14 protein-coding genes are annotated in these 15479 nt (G+C 68.0%); 8 read left to right on the top strand and 6 right to left on the bottom strand.

The genetic code is table 11. The features are described from left to right. Positions 1-183: 183 nt before the first annotated feature. Complete coding sequence (locus AAE021_RS12600) at positions 184-477, top strand: hypothetical protein (protein WP_342022685.1); 294 nt, start codon at positions 184-186, stop codon at positions 475-477. On the opposite strand, the gene gluQRS is transcribed toward AAE021_RS12600, so the two are convergent. After that, the gene (gluQRS, locus tag AAE021_RS12595) at positions 440-1366 is read right to left on the bottom strand and encodes a tRNA glutamyl-Q(34) synthetase GluQRS (protein WP_342025404.1); all 927 of its coding nucleotides are present in this window, start codon (positions 1364-1366) and stop codon (positions 440-442) included. The genes AAE021_RS12600 and gluQRS overlap by 38 nt on opposite strands. Before the next feature lie 100 nt (positions 1367-1466). Next, on the bottom strand, positions 1467-1895 hold the full coding sequence (locus tag AAE021_RS12590) for a VOC family protein (RefSeq protein ID WP_342022684.1): 429 nt from the start codon (positions 1893-1895) through the stop codon (positions 1467-1469). 117 nt (positions 1896-2012) lie between these two features. On the opposite strand from AAE021_RS12590, the gene AAE021_RS12585 reads away from it, so the two are divergent. The 7 genes from AAE021_RS12585 to AAE021_RS12555 all read left to right on the top strand — a co-directional run bounded on the left by AAE021_RS12585 (position 2013) and on the right by AAE021_RS12555 (position 10487). Beyond that, positions 2013-3605 (top strand): exonuclease domain-containing protein, encoded by a 1593-nt coding sequence (locus AAE021_RS12585; protein WP_342022683.1) that lies wholly within the window; start codon positions 2013-2015, stop codon positions 3603-3605. A 57-nt stretch (positions 3606-3662) separates the two neighbouring features. Next, on the top strand, positions 3663-4535 hold the full coding sequence (locus AAE021_RS12580) for an MBL fold metallo-hydrolase (RefSeq protein WP_342022682.1): 873 nt from the start codon (positions 3663-3665) through the stop codon (positions 4533-4535). A gap of 128 nt (positions 4536-4663) precedes the next feature. Beyond that, a complete protein-coding gene (locus AAE021_RS12575; RefSeq protein WP_342022681.1) occupies positions 4664-5032 on the top strand; it encodes a DUF6507 family protein in 369 nt (122 codons plus the stop codon). Further along, positions 5029-6861 carry an alpha/beta hydrolase gene (locus AAE021_RS12570; protein ID WP_342022680.1) on the top strand — a complete coding sequence of 611 codons (1833 nt, stop codon included), beginning with the start codon at positions 5029-5031 and terminating at the stop codon, positions 6859-6861. Before AAE021_RS12575 ends, AAE021_RS12570 begins: the two co-directional genes overlap by 4 nt. Positions 6862-6961: 100 nt before the next feature. Then, a complete protein-coding gene (locus AAE021_RS12565) occupies positions 6962-8251 on the top strand; it encodes an NRAMP family divalent metal transporter (RefSeq protein ID WP_342022679.1) in 1290 nt (429 codons plus the stop codon). 138 nt (positions 8252-8389) lie between these two features. After that, on the top strand, positions 8390-9622 hold the full coding sequence (locus tag AAE021_RS12560) for an NRAMP family divalent metal transporter (RefSeq protein ID WP_342022678.1): 1233 nt from the start codon (positions 8390-8392) through the stop codon (positions 9620-9622). A 49-nt stretch (positions 9623-9671) separates the two neighbouring features. After that, positions 9672-10487 carry a putative hydro-lyase gene (locus AAE021_RS12555; RefSeq protein WP_342022677.1) on the top strand — a complete coding sequence of 272 codons (816 nt, stop codon included), beginning with the start codon at positions 9672-9674 and terminating at the stop codon, positions 10485-10487. Positions 10488-10499: 12 nt separating this feature from the next. Here AAE021_RS12555 and AAE021_RS12550 read toward each other — a convergent pair whose 3' ends face one another. The 4 genes from AAE021_RS12550 to AAE021_RS12535 all read right to left on the bottom strand — a co-directional run bounded on the left by AAE021_RS12550 (position 10500) and on the right by AAE021_RS12535 (position 15423). Then, positions 10500-11165 (bottom strand): GntR family transcriptional regulator, encoded by a 666-nt coding sequence (locus AAE021_RS12550; RefSeq protein WP_342022676.1) that lies wholly within the window; start codon positions 11163-11165, stop codon positions 10500-10502. 93 nt (positions 11166-11258) lie between these two features. Beyond that, positions 11259-12998 carry an acetyl/propionyl/methylcrotonyl-CoA carboxylase subunit alpha gene (locus AAE021_RS12545; protein WP_342022674.1) on the bottom strand — a complete coding sequence of 580 codons (1740 nt, stop codon included), beginning with the start codon at positions 12996-12998 and terminating at the stop codon, positions 11259-11261. Continuing rightward, positions 12995-14668: a carboxyltransferase domain-containing protein gene (locus AAE021_RS12540; RefSeq protein WP_342022672.1), complete on the bottom strand. Its 1674-nt coding sequence runs from the start codon at positions 14666-14668 to the stop codon at positions 12995-12997. Before AAE021_RS12540 ends, AAE021_RS12545 begins: the two co-directional genes overlap by 4 nt. Further along, the gene (locus AAE021_RS12535) at positions 14665-15423 is read right to left on the bottom strand and encodes a 5-oxoprolinase subunit PxpA (protein WP_342022671.1); all 759 of its coding nucleotides are present in this window, start codon (positions 15421-15423) and stop codon (positions 14665-14667) included. Before AAE021_RS12535 ends, AAE021_RS12540 begins: the two co-directional genes overlap by 4 nt. Between the last annotated feature and the right edge of the window lie 56 nt (positions 15424-15479).

Genomic DNA, 15479 nt, shown 5'->3' with positions numbered 1-15479 from the left:
GCCCGGTGGGGTCAAGGGTGCCCGGTGAAGTTTTTTCGAGGTGCTGCTTGGCCCGTTCAAGCGGCGCGGCCGGGGTGCGGTATTCCCTTCTCCTGGCGGCGGCCCGGAGAATGGAGGGAGCACGCTTTGCGCTTAGTCCAGGAGCCCTGGCCCGCGCGGCCGCCGGCTCCGGTTGGGATCACGATGACCAGTTCCGTTTCCCGCTCACACCCGCGCGGTGAGCCCGCCTTTCGTTGGGGCAGCTTCATTTTCGGTCTCATCATGCTGCTGTTGGTCATTGCCCAGGGCGTTGCGTCCGGGCTGCCCGGGTATGTGGGTATGGCCGGGCTGATCCTGCTGTTGACCGGACTCTATGCCTTCTTCACCAAGCGCCCGTCCTGGCTCTGGCTGCACCACCGCCGCGACGCGGCGATCGTGGGGATCATCGGGCTGGCGGCGTTCATCCTGGCGCTGGGAATACACCTGGGCCGGGCTTAGCGGGAAACGGCGCCTCAAAGACCCATGGCTCCCGGGGCAGCTGCGCCACGGAAAAGGCCGTCAGCGCGTCGTCGAGCGGCCCGGCCGGCAACCCGAGGGAGTCCAGGATCAGGTCCCGCACGCCCGCCGTTTCCATCCCGGCGCCGGCGAGGGCTGCGAGGGTGATGGCGCCGTCGCGCTTGGCCAGCCGCTGTCCCCGCGGATTCAGGACCAGGGGAACATGCACGTATTCCACCGGCGGCAGGTCAAGGAGTGACGCCAAATATGCCTGCCGCGGAGCCGAGGCCAGCAGGTCACCGCCCCGCACCACTTGATCGATGCCCTGCGCGGCATCATCAACAACCACCGCCAGGTTATAGGGCGGCACGCCGTCATTGCGCAGCAGCACCAGGTCATCCACGGGTCCTGTGTAAGCGCCGTGCAGCAGGTCGGTCACCGTGAACTCCGCAACCCCGCTGCGCAGCCGCAGCGCAGCGGGACGCAGCTTCCGCCGTCGGGCACGATCGTCTTCGCTCAGGTTGCGGCAGGTGCCGGGATACGCACCGGGCGGGGCGTGCGGAGCGCGGGGCGCATCGGCGATTTCGCTGCGCGTGCAGAAACACTCGTACACCAGGCCATCGGCGGCCAGCCGGCCAATGGCCTCCAGATAAAGGCTGGTGCGCTCGGACTGCCGCACGGGCGCCGCGTCCCAGGTGAGCCCGACGGCGGTGAGGTCAAGCAGCTGCCCCGTCTCCGGCCGGGAGCGCTCCGGGTCCAGATCCTCAACCCGCAGCAGGAAGCGCCTGCCCGTGGAGCGCGCAAAAAGCCACGCCAGAATGGCCGTGCGGAGGTTGCCGACGTGTAGGTCTCCCGTTGGGCTCGGGGCGAAGCGGCCGGCTCCTGAGGTCATCGAAGCGGCGGAGGGGACGGGCACTTCTCAAGCTTACAAAACGGGCGGGCCGGGGGACTGGTGCCTTCGGGCGCAGCGCGGCGTCCGGCAGCGCTCCCCATCATTCGTCCAGTTCCTCGAACAGGGTCAGCTGCACTCCTTCAGGACCGTTGAGTCGGGAGTTTAGCGAGCGCCACGGAGTTTCCCGGGGATTGGCCACCAGCTCCGCGCCGCCGTCGACCGCTGCGCGGGTGGCCAGCCGGGCGTCGCCCACCTCAAGGGCCACCCGCAGCTTCAGGCTTGGCTGCCCGTCCGCCTCGACCCGGTCAATCATGCGGACCTGCGCCGGATTGGAAATCTCCAGGGTGGCCCGGCCAGCGTCCAGAATGGTGACTTCGGCCCCGTCGCCGCCCGAGTACGCTTCCTGTTCGGGCATGCCCAGGGTGTCCCGGTAAAAGGCCAGTGCCGCCTCATAATCCTCAGCGGCTATGACCAGGCGCAGCTGGCGGACGGGCGGCAGGGCTTCGGGAGTGCTGTCGGAAAGGCTCATGCCGGCACAACTGCAGCCGCGGGGCCTGCATTCCCGTCCCGGTAGAGTGGAGGGCCGCCACTCGCGGTTTAGCAACGCCGAGCTGCGTTCGGTCACATCCCTAGGAATACACACAACATGACATTGAACTTCACCGCGATCGACTTTGAAACAGCCAACGGATCGCGGGCATCGGCCTGTGCACTGGGGATGGTGAAGGTCCGGAGCGGCCGGATTGTGGAGCGGGGAAGCTGGCTCCTGCGGCCCACCGACGGCGGAGGCTTCTGGCCCCGCAACGTGGAGGTCCACGGCATCACCGAGGCGATGGTCGCGGGAGCACCCACGTGGGCGCAGGTTCATCCGGAGATCGCGGCCTTCATCGATGACGACGTGCTCCTCGCCCACAATGCAATCTTCGATGTTGGCGTGTTCGCCAAGACCAGTGAGACCGCAGGCATTGCGGTGCGGTCCTTCACCTACGGCTGCTCGGTAAAGCTGGCTCAAAAACTGCTGGTGCTGGAGAACCACAAACTGCCCACCGTTCACGCTGCCCTGGGCTTTGGGGCCTTCCAGCACCACGACGGCCTGGCCGACGCCGAGGCCTGCGCCAACATCACCATCGCCATTGCCGAACGGGAAGGGCTGGCGGACATCGACGCCGTCCTGAAGCTGTGCGGGGGATCGTCGGCTGCGGTGCCGGCGGGGCTGGTGCCGGCGGGGGCAGCGGTCACAGGGGCTGCTGCAGCGGGACCGGCCACACCGTGGGCCCGGTTTGCCCCGCGGCCCACCCTGGACCTGAGCGAACCGGTGGCCCCGGTCTCCGTGAAGATGAGCGGACACATGGTCTCCTTCACCGGCGACTTCTCCGTGGAACGCCCGGTCCTGCAGCAGCTGGTGCTGGAACACGGCGGTGCACTGAACAACCACGCTCCCACCCGCGCCACCACCCTGCTGGTGGTGGGGGACTGGAACGCTGACATGCTGCGGCCAGGCGCCGTCGTCAGCCGCTCGGTCCAGAAGGCGCAGGACCTGCGGGCCAAAGGCCAGAGCGTGGACATTATCGGGGAAGCGGCCTTCTGGCAGCTGCTGGACGCGGATCCCGCTGCGGCCTCGGCTGCAGCCGCCGCGGCACTGCTGCAGCCCACAGCCTATGAGCCGCTGTCCCTGGCGGTCACTCCGCCGGTGCTGCCCAAACGCCGGGACGTCAAGGGAATGGCGGAGATCCTGGCGCAGCTGGGGCCGGCGGATCTGGCCGCCGCAACCTTCAAGAGCGACCACTATGGGGTGTTCCGGGTGGCCGGAACAGCCTTCAAGTCCCCGGTGCTCGGGGTTCGGATGCTCGGCCACCGCAGCATCGAAAACAACGGAAAGCCCGAACGCGACATCCAATCCCTGGCCCTCCTGCAGGATGAGGACGCGGCCTTCGTCAGCACCCTCACCGGCCAGAACCCGGACCGTGAATTTCTTGAGGTCCTGCTCAGCGGCGTTGAGCACGGAGACCTGGTCACCGCAGTCTTCGACGCCCTGGGAGGGCCGTTTGTGGTCCAGGCGGTGGCGGTCCAGGCACCGGTTGCCGACATGTTCATGCTCGGCTCGATGGTCCTGGCGCACCGCGGCCGTCCGGGCGCGAAGCTCAGCTCGCTGCAGGCGGTCATCCCGCGCACCGGGCATGCGCTGCCCGTGCCCGAAACAATCACTGCCTGGGACTTCTACGAGTCCTCCGGCGACTAGGCGGGTCCATTGCGGCCGGACTGGCTTGGAGCTATACCTCTGTAGAGGAGGTGGGGCATGAAAGCTGCACGGAAGCCCGCGAAGTCCGCTCGGACATACACGCTGACGGAACCGGCCCCGGATGTCTTTTTCACGGAAGGGCCGGCGTCGAACTGGATCATCCTGCGCAGTGGGGACGCTTTCACCCTGATCGACGGCGGCTACCCCGGGGATCTGCCGCTGGTCCTGGAATCGATCCGGGACGCGGGGCTGGATCCGGCCAAGGCAGCGGCGGTCCTGATAACCCACGCACACGTTGACCATGCCGGAACGGCAGGCCACTTTGCCGCGGCCTACCAGACCCCGGTCCTGTGCAGCCCGGAGGAACACCGCTATCTGCTGGGGGAGGAGCGGGAACAGGTGTCCGTGGCGCACATCCTGAGCCGGAGCTGGCAGCCGTCCGTCCTGTACTGGGCCTGGCACGCGCTGTCAGCCGGCGGGGCGGGACGGGTGGCCGTGCTGTCCGCAGCCAGCTGGAATAACGACGTCGAACTGGCTGCCCTGCCCGGTTCGCCCGTCGCGGTTCCCACCCCGGGTCATACGCCCGGCCACACCGCGTTTTACCTGCCGGCCGCCCATGCCGTGGCCACGGGCGACGCGCTGGTGACCGGCCACGCCATCAGCCGCCGGCATGGTCCCCAGATGCTTGATCCCATGTTCCATACCGACGACGGCGGCGCCCGGCGCTCGCTGGCCCAGCTAGGGAAACTGGATGCTTCACTGCTGCTGCCAGGGCACGGTCCGGCCGTGCGGGTGGGAGTGCGGCAGGCGGTGGGAACTGCCCGGACGCGGTTCGCGCCTCGAAAGCGCCGGATTATGGTTCCCGGACCCGTTGGCGGATTCGCCGAGCCGACCTACGGGCGGAACGTTCCGGACGCCGCTGACAGCTGACGACGCCGCATTTCCTCCACCTGCGGAACCGGCGCTGATGGGATCCCGAAGCCTTCCACAGGTGGTCCTCCGTTGCTCCGCACTCTCCCCGGGCCCCCGTAACGTTCCTCGAAATCAAGGAGGAACACATGGAGATGGATATTCAGGTGGCGCCGGTGCAGGCCCTGCTGCGCGACACCCGGCGGGATCTCGACGAGCTGGAAAATACCCGGACGCTTCTGGCCGCACAGGAGCGCAGGATGCCGGAGACACTGGGTGCCTGCACCGAGATCGCGGAGGCGGCCGGGGTCATCTGCCGCGACGTGCTGGGCCGGGACATCACGGCCATCATGACCCGGTGCAACAACGCGGTTGAGGGAGTTGCCGGCGCCGTCGCCGAGTACCTCCACGGTGACGAACAGATGGTCCGCAACGTCCAGCGCCTTGCGGCGTCGGTGCCCACAAACCACCGCCCGCCACGCTACGGCGGAGCCCTCAGCATGAGGCCAGTGGAATGACCCGGCCCCTCCAGATCGATTTGACGGGGCTGAGAATCCTGCCCGGCGGCGAACCGATCCAGTTCCTGGCGCGGGAAATTCTTGCTGGTGCACAGTCCCTTGAAGATGCGGTCACTTCGGCCAGCGCCAAGTGGCGGGGACTGGGCGGCATGTACTGCGCGCCCGAACAGGATCTGGTTCTGCGGGCCTTCGACGCTCCGCTGGCCCAGACCCGGGAGTACGTGGCGAGCAACAGCGTGTTCCGTGCCGCCCTTGACCGGTTCGGCAGCGACCTGATCAGCATTGAGGCCCAGCGGCGGTCCCTGGAAGCCGAGATCGAAGCGGCGTGCCTGCACTTGGACGGTGCACTGCAGGAGCTGCGGAGGCAAGATGCGCCCCTGCAGGTTGGAGACGCACTGCGGGCAGCCGTCGCGGAACCGCTCCGGGCCAAAGCACGGGCACTGGTGGAGCACTTCGAACAGGCGCAGCGCGACTGTCTGGGCGCCTTGACCCGGATTTCCCGCTCCGCTCCGGACGTGGTGGCCACGTTCCCGTCCAGCCGCCTGGATCTGTCGTCGGCCCTGCGACGGGACCTGGACGAGGCTTTTTTCAAAGCGGCGGCCCGGGACGCCGCGCCCGAAGACATAAGGGCACTGTACGCGCAGCTGTCCCTGCTGGGCCCGGAGCTCCTGCACGAGCTGGGCCGGAGGCCGGATGCCCAGCTGTTTATGGCCGGCATGAGCCCGCATGAGGAAGCCAACTTCTGGGCGAAGCTGAACGGACCCCAGCAGGCGGCCCTGGCAGCGGCACTTCCCGCACTGGTCGGAAACCTGGAGGGAGCCCCTTATACGGTCCGGGACTCCGCCAACCGCAGGGTGCTGGCCGCAGTCCACCGGGACCTGGACCGGGTGGCGGGTGCTGCTGCAGGCACCGCGGCGGCAACCGACGCCGCAGGACAGCTCGAACGGTTCCGCCAGTCCGAGCGCCGGCGGGCGATGACCGCGCTGCTCGCGGCGCTGGACTCCCCGGGGCCGGAACCCCGGCAGTTGATGTCCTTCGACCCGGGTGCCAATGTGCCTCTGGCCGCCATCAGCGTCGGGGAAGGGCTGGACACTGCCGCCAACGTTTCCTTCCTGGTGCCGGGCATGAACACCTCGGCAAAGAGCGCACCTTCACTCGTGGGCAGCGCGCAGTCCCTCGGCCGGGAACAGCGGCGGTCCGGCGCCCACGGTGAATCGACGGCGGTGGTGGCCTACCTGGGGTACGAAACGCCCACCGAAGCCACCGTGGGCGGCATGGCCAGCGCGGAAAAAGGGGCTCCGGCCCTGGCCGCGGCACTGGACGGCCTGTATGTGGCCCGGACCGTTGGTGAGGCGCCGCCTCCGGATGTCCACGTGGTGGCTCATTCCTACGGGACCACCATGGCCGCCCTGGCCCTGGAACAGACCCAGTACCGCGTCACCTCGGCGGTGCTGCTTGCTTCCGCCGGAGTGCAGCCGGGTTCAGCCCGGGACCTCAACGTGGATTTGGCCACCGACGGTGCGGGGGATGTCTACGTCACGCTGGCGTCCGAGGACCGCCTCGCGGAGGTGGGGACAGCGGTCAGCAAAATCGTTGCCGTGCTAACGCTCGACCCCGGCGCCGCCCGGATCAGCCCGGTGGAGAAATCCTGGGGTGCCAGGATTTTCAGCTCGGATGAGGTCACCGCCGCCGGCAGGACTTTTAAACCGGTCGCCGGCCACGGGCTCAACAGCTATTTGGCGCAGGAGAGCTTCAGCATGTACTTCACCGCGCTCGTGACCGCCGGCCGGGAGGACGATGCGCTGGCCCTGGTGATGGTCGGGACATGAGGTGATTCTCCAACAGCACCGGTCACCTTCTTCACGCGGGCACGGCCGGGTCATACACTGGCGGCGTCACTGGAGAACCTCCCACGCATCGGAGGAACACATGCGCGACGGAACATCCCCCGGGGAAGCTGAACCGGTCCGGCCCGAATCTCCTTCCGGCGATCCCCAGCCGGGCAGGCGGCGGAACGGGAGGCCCAAGCGGAAACCCGATGCCAGGCGCTCCGCCATTCTTGGTGCCATGTTCCTGATGGCCACCAGCGCCATCGGTCCTGGCTTCATCACCCAGACCGCCGTTTTCACCGTAAACCTGGGCGCGGCGTTTGCCTTCGCCATCCTGGTGTCCATCCTGGTGGACATGGCGGTGCAGCTGAACGTCTGGCGCATCATCGGCATCTCCGGATTGCGGGCCCAGGTACTGGGTAACAAGGTGCTTCCCGGCATCGGCTGGGTACTGGCGGTACTGGTGTTTGTCGGCGGGCTGGTCTTCAACGTCGGCAACGTGGCCGGCACCGGGCTGGGGCTGAACGCCATGCTCGGACTGGACCCGAAGATCGGCAGCGCCATCTCCGCAGCCCTGGCCATCCTCATTTTCCTGTCCAAGCGTGCGGGGCTGGCCCTGGACCGGGTGGTGGTGTTCCTCGGAGCCCTGATGATCCTGCTCATGCTATACGTCGCCATCGTGGCAAATCCGCCCGTTGGCAGCGCCCTGAAAAACACGGTGCTGCCGGATCAGGTGGATTTTCTGGCCATCACCACCCTGATCGGCGGCACCGTTGGCGGCTACATCACCTATGCCGGTGCGCACCGCATGGTGGACGCCGGGAACTCCGGCGTCGAAAATCTCGGCTCCATCACCCGGGCCTCCCTGCTGGGCGTCATCGTCACCGGGATCATGCGGGTCCTGCTGTTCCTGGCAATCCTGGGGGTCGTGGCCGGCGGCGCGGTACTGACCAGCGGAAACCTGGCCGCTGAGGCGTTTGGCATCGCTGCCGGTGAAGTGGGCATTCGACTGTTCGGGATCATCTTCTGGGCCGCCGCGCTGACCTCGGTTATTGGTGCTTCCTACACCTCGGTTTCCTTCATTACGAACCTGACCACCCGCGCCCGCACCCGTAATTTACTGACGGTCGCGTTCATCGCCGTCTGCACCGCCGCATACCTGCTGGTGGGCCAGACGCCGCAGACCCTGCTCGTTTTCGCCGGCGCCTTCAACGGGTTGATCCTGCCGCTGGGATTCGCCGTCCTGTTGTGGGCGGCGTGGCGGCGCCGGGACCTGCTGGCCGGCTACAACTATCCCAAATGGCTGCTGGTCGTCGGAGTGCTGGCCTGGCTTCTGACGCTGTACCTGGGCTGGAATTCCCTCGCCGGTCTGGCCGACCTGTGGTCCTAGGAGGACGCCGGACTGCTGTTACCAACAAGTAAAATTCCGCGGATTGTTCAACACAATGCCGAAAAGATTGTTGAACAACCTTTAGACTGCTGGAAGTCCCTGTGGCCGTGACCACATTCTTCAAGCGATCGGAACCCCATGACAGCCCCTCCGAAAGCGGCCAAATCCCAGCAGATGAAGGCCGGACCCACCGCCAAGCGCACCGCACTGCTGGGTGCGATGTTCCTGATGGCCACCAGCGCCATCGGCCCGGGGTTCATTACCCAGACCACCGTCTTCACCGTCCAGCTCGGCGCGGCGTTCGCCTTCGCGATCCTGGTCTCGATCCTGGTGGACATCGCCGTGCAGCTGAACGTCTGGCGGATCATCGGCATCTCCGGGCTGCGGGCCCAGGTGCTGGGCAACAAGGTTCTTCCCGGAGCGGGCTGGGTGCTGGCCGGGCTGGTGTTCGTTGGCGGGCTGGTCTTCAACATTGGCAACATTGCCGGCACCGGGCTCGGCATGAATGCCATGTTTGGCCTGGATCCAAAAATCGGCGGCATCATTTCCGCAGCAGTGGCGATCCTCGTGTTCCTGTCCAAGAAGGCCGGACTGGCCCTGGACCGGATTGTGGTGCTGCTCGGCGCCGTCATGATCCTGCTGATGCTTTACGTGGCCATCGTGGCGGCACCGCCGGTGGGCGAGGCCCTGAAAAACACCGTTCTGCCGGCCAAGGTGGATTTCCTGACCATCACCACCCTCATTGGCGGAACAGTGGGCGGCTACATCACCTATGCCGGAGCACACCGGCTGCTCGACTCCGGCAGCACCGGCCCCGGCCACGTCAAGGACATCACCAAAGTCTCGCTGTTGGGCATCATCGTTACCGGCGTCATGCGCGTGCTGCTGTTCCTGGCCATCCTGGGCGTGGTGTCCAGCGGCGTGGCACTGAGCGGGGACAACATGGCGGCCGACGCATTCTTTGCCGCCGCGGGTGAAATTGGCCTGCGCATGTTCGGCATCGTGTTTTGGGCCGCCGCCCTGACCTCGGTTATCGGAGCCGCCTACACCTCGGTCTCCTTCATCACCACGACGGCGACCAGTGACCGCAAACGCAGCCTGATCACCGTGCTTTTCATCGCCTTCTGCGCTGCTGCCTACCTGCTGCTCGGGCAGGCCCCGCAGACCCTGCTGGTGTTTGCCGGCGCCTTCAACGGCCTCATCCTGCCGCTCGGCTTCGGCATCCTGCTGTACGCCGCCTGGCGCCGCCGGGACCTGCTGCAGGGGTACGCCTACCCGAAGTGGCTGCTGGGCATTGGCGTGCTGGCCTGGCTGCTGACCCTGTTCCTGGGCTGGAAGTCCCTGTCCGGCCTGGCCGCCCTGTGGCAGTAGCCGGCCTGTAACCGGCTGCTGACTTTTTCTAGGAAAGGACCCAAACACCATGAACGGCGAACTCCACACTTCCCCGGCGGAGGCACTCGACACCGCCGCCGTATCCCCGGCCGAAGCCCGCGCGCTTTTTCGTGCCGGTCTCGTAACACCCACGGCGGGCTGGTCCGCCGGCTACGCCCAGGCGAACCTGATCATTGTGCCCAGGGAACAGGCCTTCGACGTCCTGCTCTTCGCCCAGCGCAATCCCAAGTCCTGCCCGATCCTTGGGGTTCTCGACGCCGGTGAAACCTCCGGGCCGCTGCTGGCCGGCGGTGACATCCGCACCGATCTGCCGCGCTACACGGTCTACGTCGACGGCGAGCTGGTGGCCAACCCGACGGACATCACCGAGTACTGGCGCGATGACCTGGTGACGTTCATTGTGGGCTGCAGTTTCACCTTTGAAGCTGCCCTGCAGGAGGGCGGCGTCCGGGTTGCGCACATTGACCAGGGCACCAACGTGCCCATGTACAGCACCTCAATCCGCTGTGAGCCCGCCGGAGAGATCAGCGGACCGCTGGTGGTGTCGATGCGTCCGGTGCCGGCGTCCCAGGTGGCCGACGCCGTCCGCATCACCGCGCGCTATCCAGCCGTGCACGGGGCGCCCGTGCATGTCGGCAACCCGGCGGAACTGGGGATCAGCGACCTCTCCCGGCCCGACTTTGGTGATCCCGTGGATATCCCGGAGGGCCACGTGCCGGTGTTTTGGGCCTGCGGCGTCACGCCGCAGGCCGCGGTGATGGAGTCCCGGCCGTCGCTCGCCATCGGGCACGCGCCCGGGCACATGCTGATCACCGACGCCCGGGACAGCGCCTATCTGGTCTGAAGCGCCCGGCCCCTACGCGCCCAGGTGTGCCAGGAGCTCAGCCTCCGCGGCGTCGAGGTAACCGCGGAGGGCCTCGGCGGCCTCGGGCCGGCGGCCGGCACGGAGCAGCTCCACCAGGCCGGCGTTTTCCTCCACATATCGGGTATGGAAATCAGGTTCGCCGCTCATGGCATGGAAAACCAGCCGCATTTCGGCCAGCACCCGCTCCATCATCTGCTGCAGCTGCCGGCTGCCTGACATGGCCATCAGCGCTTCGTGGAACGCCTGATTGGCGGCGGCCATTTCCGGCACATCCCCGCGGGCCTTGGCCTCCCGGGCCCCGGCCACCACGGCGTCAAGGCGCTCCAGATCCAGAGCCGGTCCCCACAGCAGGGCGGCCGGCTCCAGCATCCGGCGGACGCGGTAGATTTCCCGAACCGCGTCCGCGTCCGGCGCCGCCACAAACACGCCGCGGTTGGGAAAGCGGGTGACGACGGATTCGATGCTGAGCATGGTGAACGCCTCCCGCAGGGTGTTGCGGGAAACCTGCATGGACGCGGCCAGCTGCTGCTCCGAGAGCTTGGTGCCCGGCGGCAGCTCACCGGCGGCAATCCTGCGGCGCAGCACATCGGCCACCCACACAGTGGTGTTGGCGTGGTCGGAGCGTTCGGTGGTGATATCCCCCAGGTTCACAAGCATCTCCCTAATCTAGCGGGCGGAACGGAACGGACCGGGCAGGTTGAGAGATCCGGAGCACCGGCCGGAGGGGGGAACGGCCGGTACTCCGGACGGTTAGGAGCCGATCCGGCCCAGGGAGTCCCCACGGGCAACCGGGGACCCTGATTCCAGATCGGCACGGGTGAAGGTGCCGGCGCGGTCGGCGCGGACCGTGGTTTCCATTTTCATGGCCTCCAGCACGGCGACGGGATCGCCCTCAGCCAGCCCGGCGCCGTCGTCGGCCAGCCATTTCACCAGGTTCCCGGCCATCGGCGAGGCCAGCGAGCCATCGTCCCCGCCCCCGGCGGCAGCCGCAGTTGCCGCGGCACCTGCTCCGCCGCCGGCCCGCAGCGCGTTGAGCAGAGCAGCCGGCACGCCCAGGGCAACGGCGCGGCCGTCGACGTCGATCGTGATGGTCTCGCGCTCGGCCCCCGGCAGCGACGCAGCAATTTCGGGGGATGCGGCCAGCGGCTCGGCGAACTCGGACTCAATCCAGGTGGTGTACACGCCCAGCTCATCGCCGCGGGTGAATGCCTCGGAGCGGACCACGGCCCGGTGGAACGGCAGCACCGTCGGCAGCCCGCGGATCACCAGCTCATCCAGGGCTGCCCGGGCCCGGCGCAGTGCCTGCGGGCGGTCCTCGCCCCAGACAATCAGCTTGGCCATGAGCGAGTCGTACTCGGCGGGCACCACGGAGCCGGAGCGGACGCCCGAATCCATCCGGATGCCGGGTCCGGTGGGCGGTTCGAAGGCCTCCACCGGGCCGGGACCGGGCAGGAAGCCGCGCGCCGGATCCTCGGCATTGAGCCGGAACTCAAACGCGTGCCCGTGCGGCACCGGATCCTCGGTAATGGACAGCGGAAGCCCGTCGGCGATGCGGAACTGCTCGCGGACCAGGTCAACGCCGGTGGTTTCCTCGGTGACCGGATGCTCCACCTGCAGGCGGGTGTTGACCTCCAGGAAGCTGATCAGCCCGTCGGGGGAGACCAGGTATTCCACCGTGCCGGCGCCGGTGTATCCGGCCTCGCGGCAAATGGCCTTGGCTGAGGCATGAATGGTGGCGCGCTGCTCATCGGTCAGGAACGGTGCCGGGGCCTCCTCCACCAGCTTCTGGTTCCGGCGCTGCAGGGAGCAGTCGCGGGTGCCGACGACGACGACGTTGCCGTGCGTGTCCGCCAGCACCTGCGCCTCCACATGCCGGGGCCGGTCCAGGAACCGCTCGGCGAAGCATTCGCCGCGGCCGAACGCGGACACGGCCTCACGGACGGCGGATTCGAACGCGTCCTCCACGTCCTCGAGCCGGCGGGCGATTTTCATGCCGCGTCCGCCGCCGCCGAAGGCCGCCTTGATGGCCACGGGCAGGCCGTGTTCTTCGGCGAAGGCACGGACCTGTTCCGCGCTTTCGGCCGGGCCTTCGGTTCCGGGCACCAGCGGGGCTCCGGCGCGGACGGCAATGTCGCGGGCGGTGACTTTGTTGCCCAGGTCGCGGATGGCCTGCGGGGTGGGTCCGATCCAGGTCAGTCCGGCGTCGAGCACTGCCTGCGCGAAGTCGGCGTTTTCGGACAGGAACCCGTAGCCGGGGTGCACGCCGTCGGCGCCGGCCTTCTGGGCTGCCTCGATCAGCTTGGGGATGTTCAAATACGTGTCCGCGGAGGCGGAGCCGTGCAGGGGCAGCGCTTCATCGGCCAGCCGCACGTGCAGGGCATCGGCGTCCGGGTCGGAGTACACGGCCACCGAGCCAATCCCGGCGTCGGCGCAGGCACGGGCCACCCGCACGGCTATTTCGCCGCGGTTGGCGATCAGGACCTTCTTCATGGGGTTCCTTCCGGAAACAGTGCAGCGGTCGCCGCGGGGGAAAGCGGCGCCAGGGTATCGGGGTTCACAAAAACGAAGCGGACCGGGTGGCCCGGCGGCAGCTGCGCGGCCACCGGCAGGTCCTCGGGCACGACGGCGGCAATCACCGGGTAACCGCCGGTCACCGGATGGTCGGCGAGGAACAGGACCGGAAGGCCCGACGGCGGAACCTGCAGCGAGCCCGCAACCACGCCTTCGCTGGGCAGTTCGCCGTCGCGGACGCGTTCCAGCGGATGGGCTTCCGGGTCCTGGTCATCGGTGGCCAGCCGGACGCCGATCCGGTTGGATTCATTGGTGGTGCGCCAGGTGTGGCCGGTCAGGGTCGTGACGGCGTCGGGGCCAAACCAGTCCTGCCGCGGGCCGGCGGTGATGCGCAGCAGGGTGGGGTCGGCGCCGTCGCCCAGTGTTCCCGGCCGGCCGCCGTCGCCCAGAGTACCGGGCTCGGGGGAGCCGACCGGAGCGGTGCTGCTGATGCTGCCCACCGGCAGCCGGGTTCCGGCTTCCAGCGGGGCCGGTCCAATACGGCTCATCGAATCAGTGCTGCGGCTGCCGAGAACAGGTTCAACGGCAAAACCGCCGCGGACGGCCACGTAGGCGCGGACCCCGCGGAAGGGCGAACCCAGGGTGAGGCTCTCGCCGTCGAGCAGCGCGAACGGAGCGTTCAGGGGCGCCGGGCGGTCGCGCCCGCCATCGGGGGATACGACGGCGGCGGGCACCTCGGCTCCCGCCAGCGCCAGAACCGTGTCCCCCTGCGCGGTCAGCTCGAGGCCGCCGAAGAGGTTCTCGATCACCGCCGCCTCAGCGGGGTTGCCGACCAGCCGGTTGGCCTGCCGGGCGGAGCGGGTATCGGCGGCGCCGGCCGCGGAAACGCCCAGGTCCGCATAGCCGGGGCGTCCCAAGTCCTGGATCAGGGACTGCAGGCCCGGGGTTTTGACCTCAAGCGAGGTGGGGGAGCTGGCCTCGGCGGACGGTGAAGCCGCTTCAGCCGCCGTCGTCGTGACCAGCTCGCGGACGGGATGGAAGATGACGGTGTCACCGGGGCGGATCAGCGCAGGATCTTCGCGCTTGAGGTCCCACATGACGGCGTTGGTGCGGCCGATCAGCTGCCAGCCCCCGGGGGATTCCCGCGGGTACACCGCTGAATACTCGCCCGCCAGCGCCACGGAGCCGGCCGGCACAGCGGTGCGGGGGCTGTCCCGGCGCGGCACGTTGAGGACGGGATCCCCGCCGGTCAGGTAGGTGAAACCGGGAGCGAACCCGCCAAAGCCGCCCAGCCAGGAACTGCCGGTATGCGCCTTAATGACCGCCTCCTCCGAGAGGCCGGTGAGGCGGGCCACCTCGGCGAGGTCGGCGCCGTCATACACGGTGTCGATGGTGACCGTGCGTGCTTCCGGTGCTTCAGCGTGGGCGAGGTCCAGGGCCTGAATCCGGGCCACGGCGTCGACGGTTTCCCGCCGGCCGATGAAACGGACCAGAACGGTGCCGGCCGCTGCGAGGACATCGATCTGTCCCGGCAGCGGATGCGCCTTGAGCTGGGCATGCAGGGCGGTGACGTCGGCCAATGTCTCGAGTTCCACCAGCAGTGCCCGGGTGCCGGCGGGCCGGATGCCGGTGACCTGGGATGAACTCATACGAAGCTCTGGATGGTGACGCCGGCGTTTTCCAGCCCGCTGCGCACGGCGCGGGCCATGGCGACGGCGCCGGGGGTGTCACCGTGGACGCAGATCGAGGCAGCGTTCATGGCAATTTCGGTGCCGTCCACGGCGGTGATGGTTCCCTCGGTGGCGAGGCGGACCATGTTGGCGGTGACCTGGTCGGCGTCGTGCAGGACGGCGTTGGGCTCGCGCCGTGAAACCAGGGTGCCGTCGGGGTTGTAGTTGCGGTCAGCGAAGGCTTCGGCAACACCGCGCAGGCCGGCGTCGGCGGCTTTGTCCAGCGCGACGGCGCCGGGCAGCAGCAGGACGGGCAGGTCCTTATCGAAGGCGCGGATGGCGTCGATGACAGCCTGCGCGTGAACCTCGTGATGAACGATCGTGTTGTACAGGGCGCCGTGCGGCTTCACGTATTTGATCTCGGCGCCCGCGGCCCGGGCCATGGCCTGCAGTGCGCCCAGCTGATAGAGGACGTCGTCGTGCAGTTCGGTGTAGGAGCAGTCCAGGAACCGGCGGCCAAAACCAGCCAGGTCCCGGTACGCCACGTGTGCGCCGATGGTGACTCCGGCGGCGACGGCGTCGCGGCAGGTTTGGGCGATGGTGGACGGGTCCCCGGCGTGGAAACCGCAGGCCACGTTGGCGCTGGAAACTGATTCGAAGATGGCGGCGTCGTCGCCCATCTTCCAGTTGCCGAAGGATTCTCCGACGTCGCTGTTCAGATCAATGACCGGCATGCTGGCCTCCGTACCTCTGATGGGAGTTGGTGTCCCTATAGTGTGCGCGATCACGT

The sequence above is a fragment of the Arthrobacter citreus genome (assembly GCF_038405225.1).
Lineage (GTDB): Bacteria > Actinomycetota > Actinomycetes > Actinomycetales > Micrococcaceae > Arthrobacter_B > Arthrobacter_B citreus_A.
Note: the sequence above shows the minus strand (reverse complement) of the source record. Positions and strands in the feature narration are given on the sequence as shown.

Coding starts and splice junctions, on each gene's coding strand:
- AAE021_RS12600 (WP_342022685.1), top strand. CDS start 184: ATGACCAGTTCCGTTTCCCGCTCACACCCGCGCGGTGAGCCCGCCTTT.
- gluQRS (WP_342025404.1), bottom strand. CDS start 1,366: ATGACCTCAGGAGCCGGCCGCTTCGCCCCGAGCCCAACGGGAGACCTA.
- AAE021_RS12590 (WP_342022684.1), bottom strand. CDS start 1,895: ATGAGCCTTTCCGACAGCACTCCCGAAGCCCTGCCGCCCGTCCGCCAG.
- AAE021_RS12585 (WP_342022683.1), top strand. CDS start 2,013: ATGACATTGAACTTCACCGCGATCGACTTTGAAACAGCCAACGGATCG.
- AAE021_RS12580 (WP_342022682.1), top strand. CDS start 3,663: ATGAAAGCTGCACGGAAGCCCGCGAAGTCCGCTCGGACATACACGCTG.
- AAE021_RS12575 (WP_342022681.1), top strand. CDS start 4,664: ATGGAGATGGATATTCAGGTGGCGCCGGTGCAGGCCCTGCTGCGCGAC.
- AAE021_RS12570 (WP_342022680.1), top strand. CDS start 5,029: ATGACCCGGCCCCTCCAGATCGATTTGACGGGGCTGAGAATCCTGCCC.
- AAE021_RS12565 (WP_342022679.1), top strand. CDS start 6,962: ATGCGCGACGGAACATCCCCCGGGGAAGCTGAACCGGTCCGGCCCGAA.
- AAE021_RS12560 (WP_342022678.1), top strand. CDS start 8,390: ATGACAGCCCCTCCGAAAGCGGCCAAATCCCAGCAGATGAAGGCCGGA.
- AAE021_RS12555 (WP_342022677.1), top strand. CDS start 9,672: ATGAACGGCGAACTCCACACTTCCCCGGCGGAGGCACTCGACACCGCC.
- AAE021_RS12550 (WP_342022676.1), bottom strand. CDS start 11,165: ATGCTTGTGAACCTGGGGGATATCACCACCGAACGCTCCGACCACGCC.
- AAE021_RS12545 (WP_342022674.1), bottom strand. CDS start 12,998: ATGAAGAAGGTCCTGATCGCCAACCGCGGCGAAATAGCCGTGCGGGTG.
- AAE021_RS12540 (WP_342022672.1), bottom strand. CDS start 14,668: ATGAGTTCATCCCAGGTCACCGGCATCCGGCCCGCCGGCACCCGGGCA.
- AAE021_RS12535 (WP_342022671.1), bottom strand. CDS start 15,423: ATGCCGGTCATTGATCTGAACAGCGACGTCGGAGAATCCTTCGGCAAC.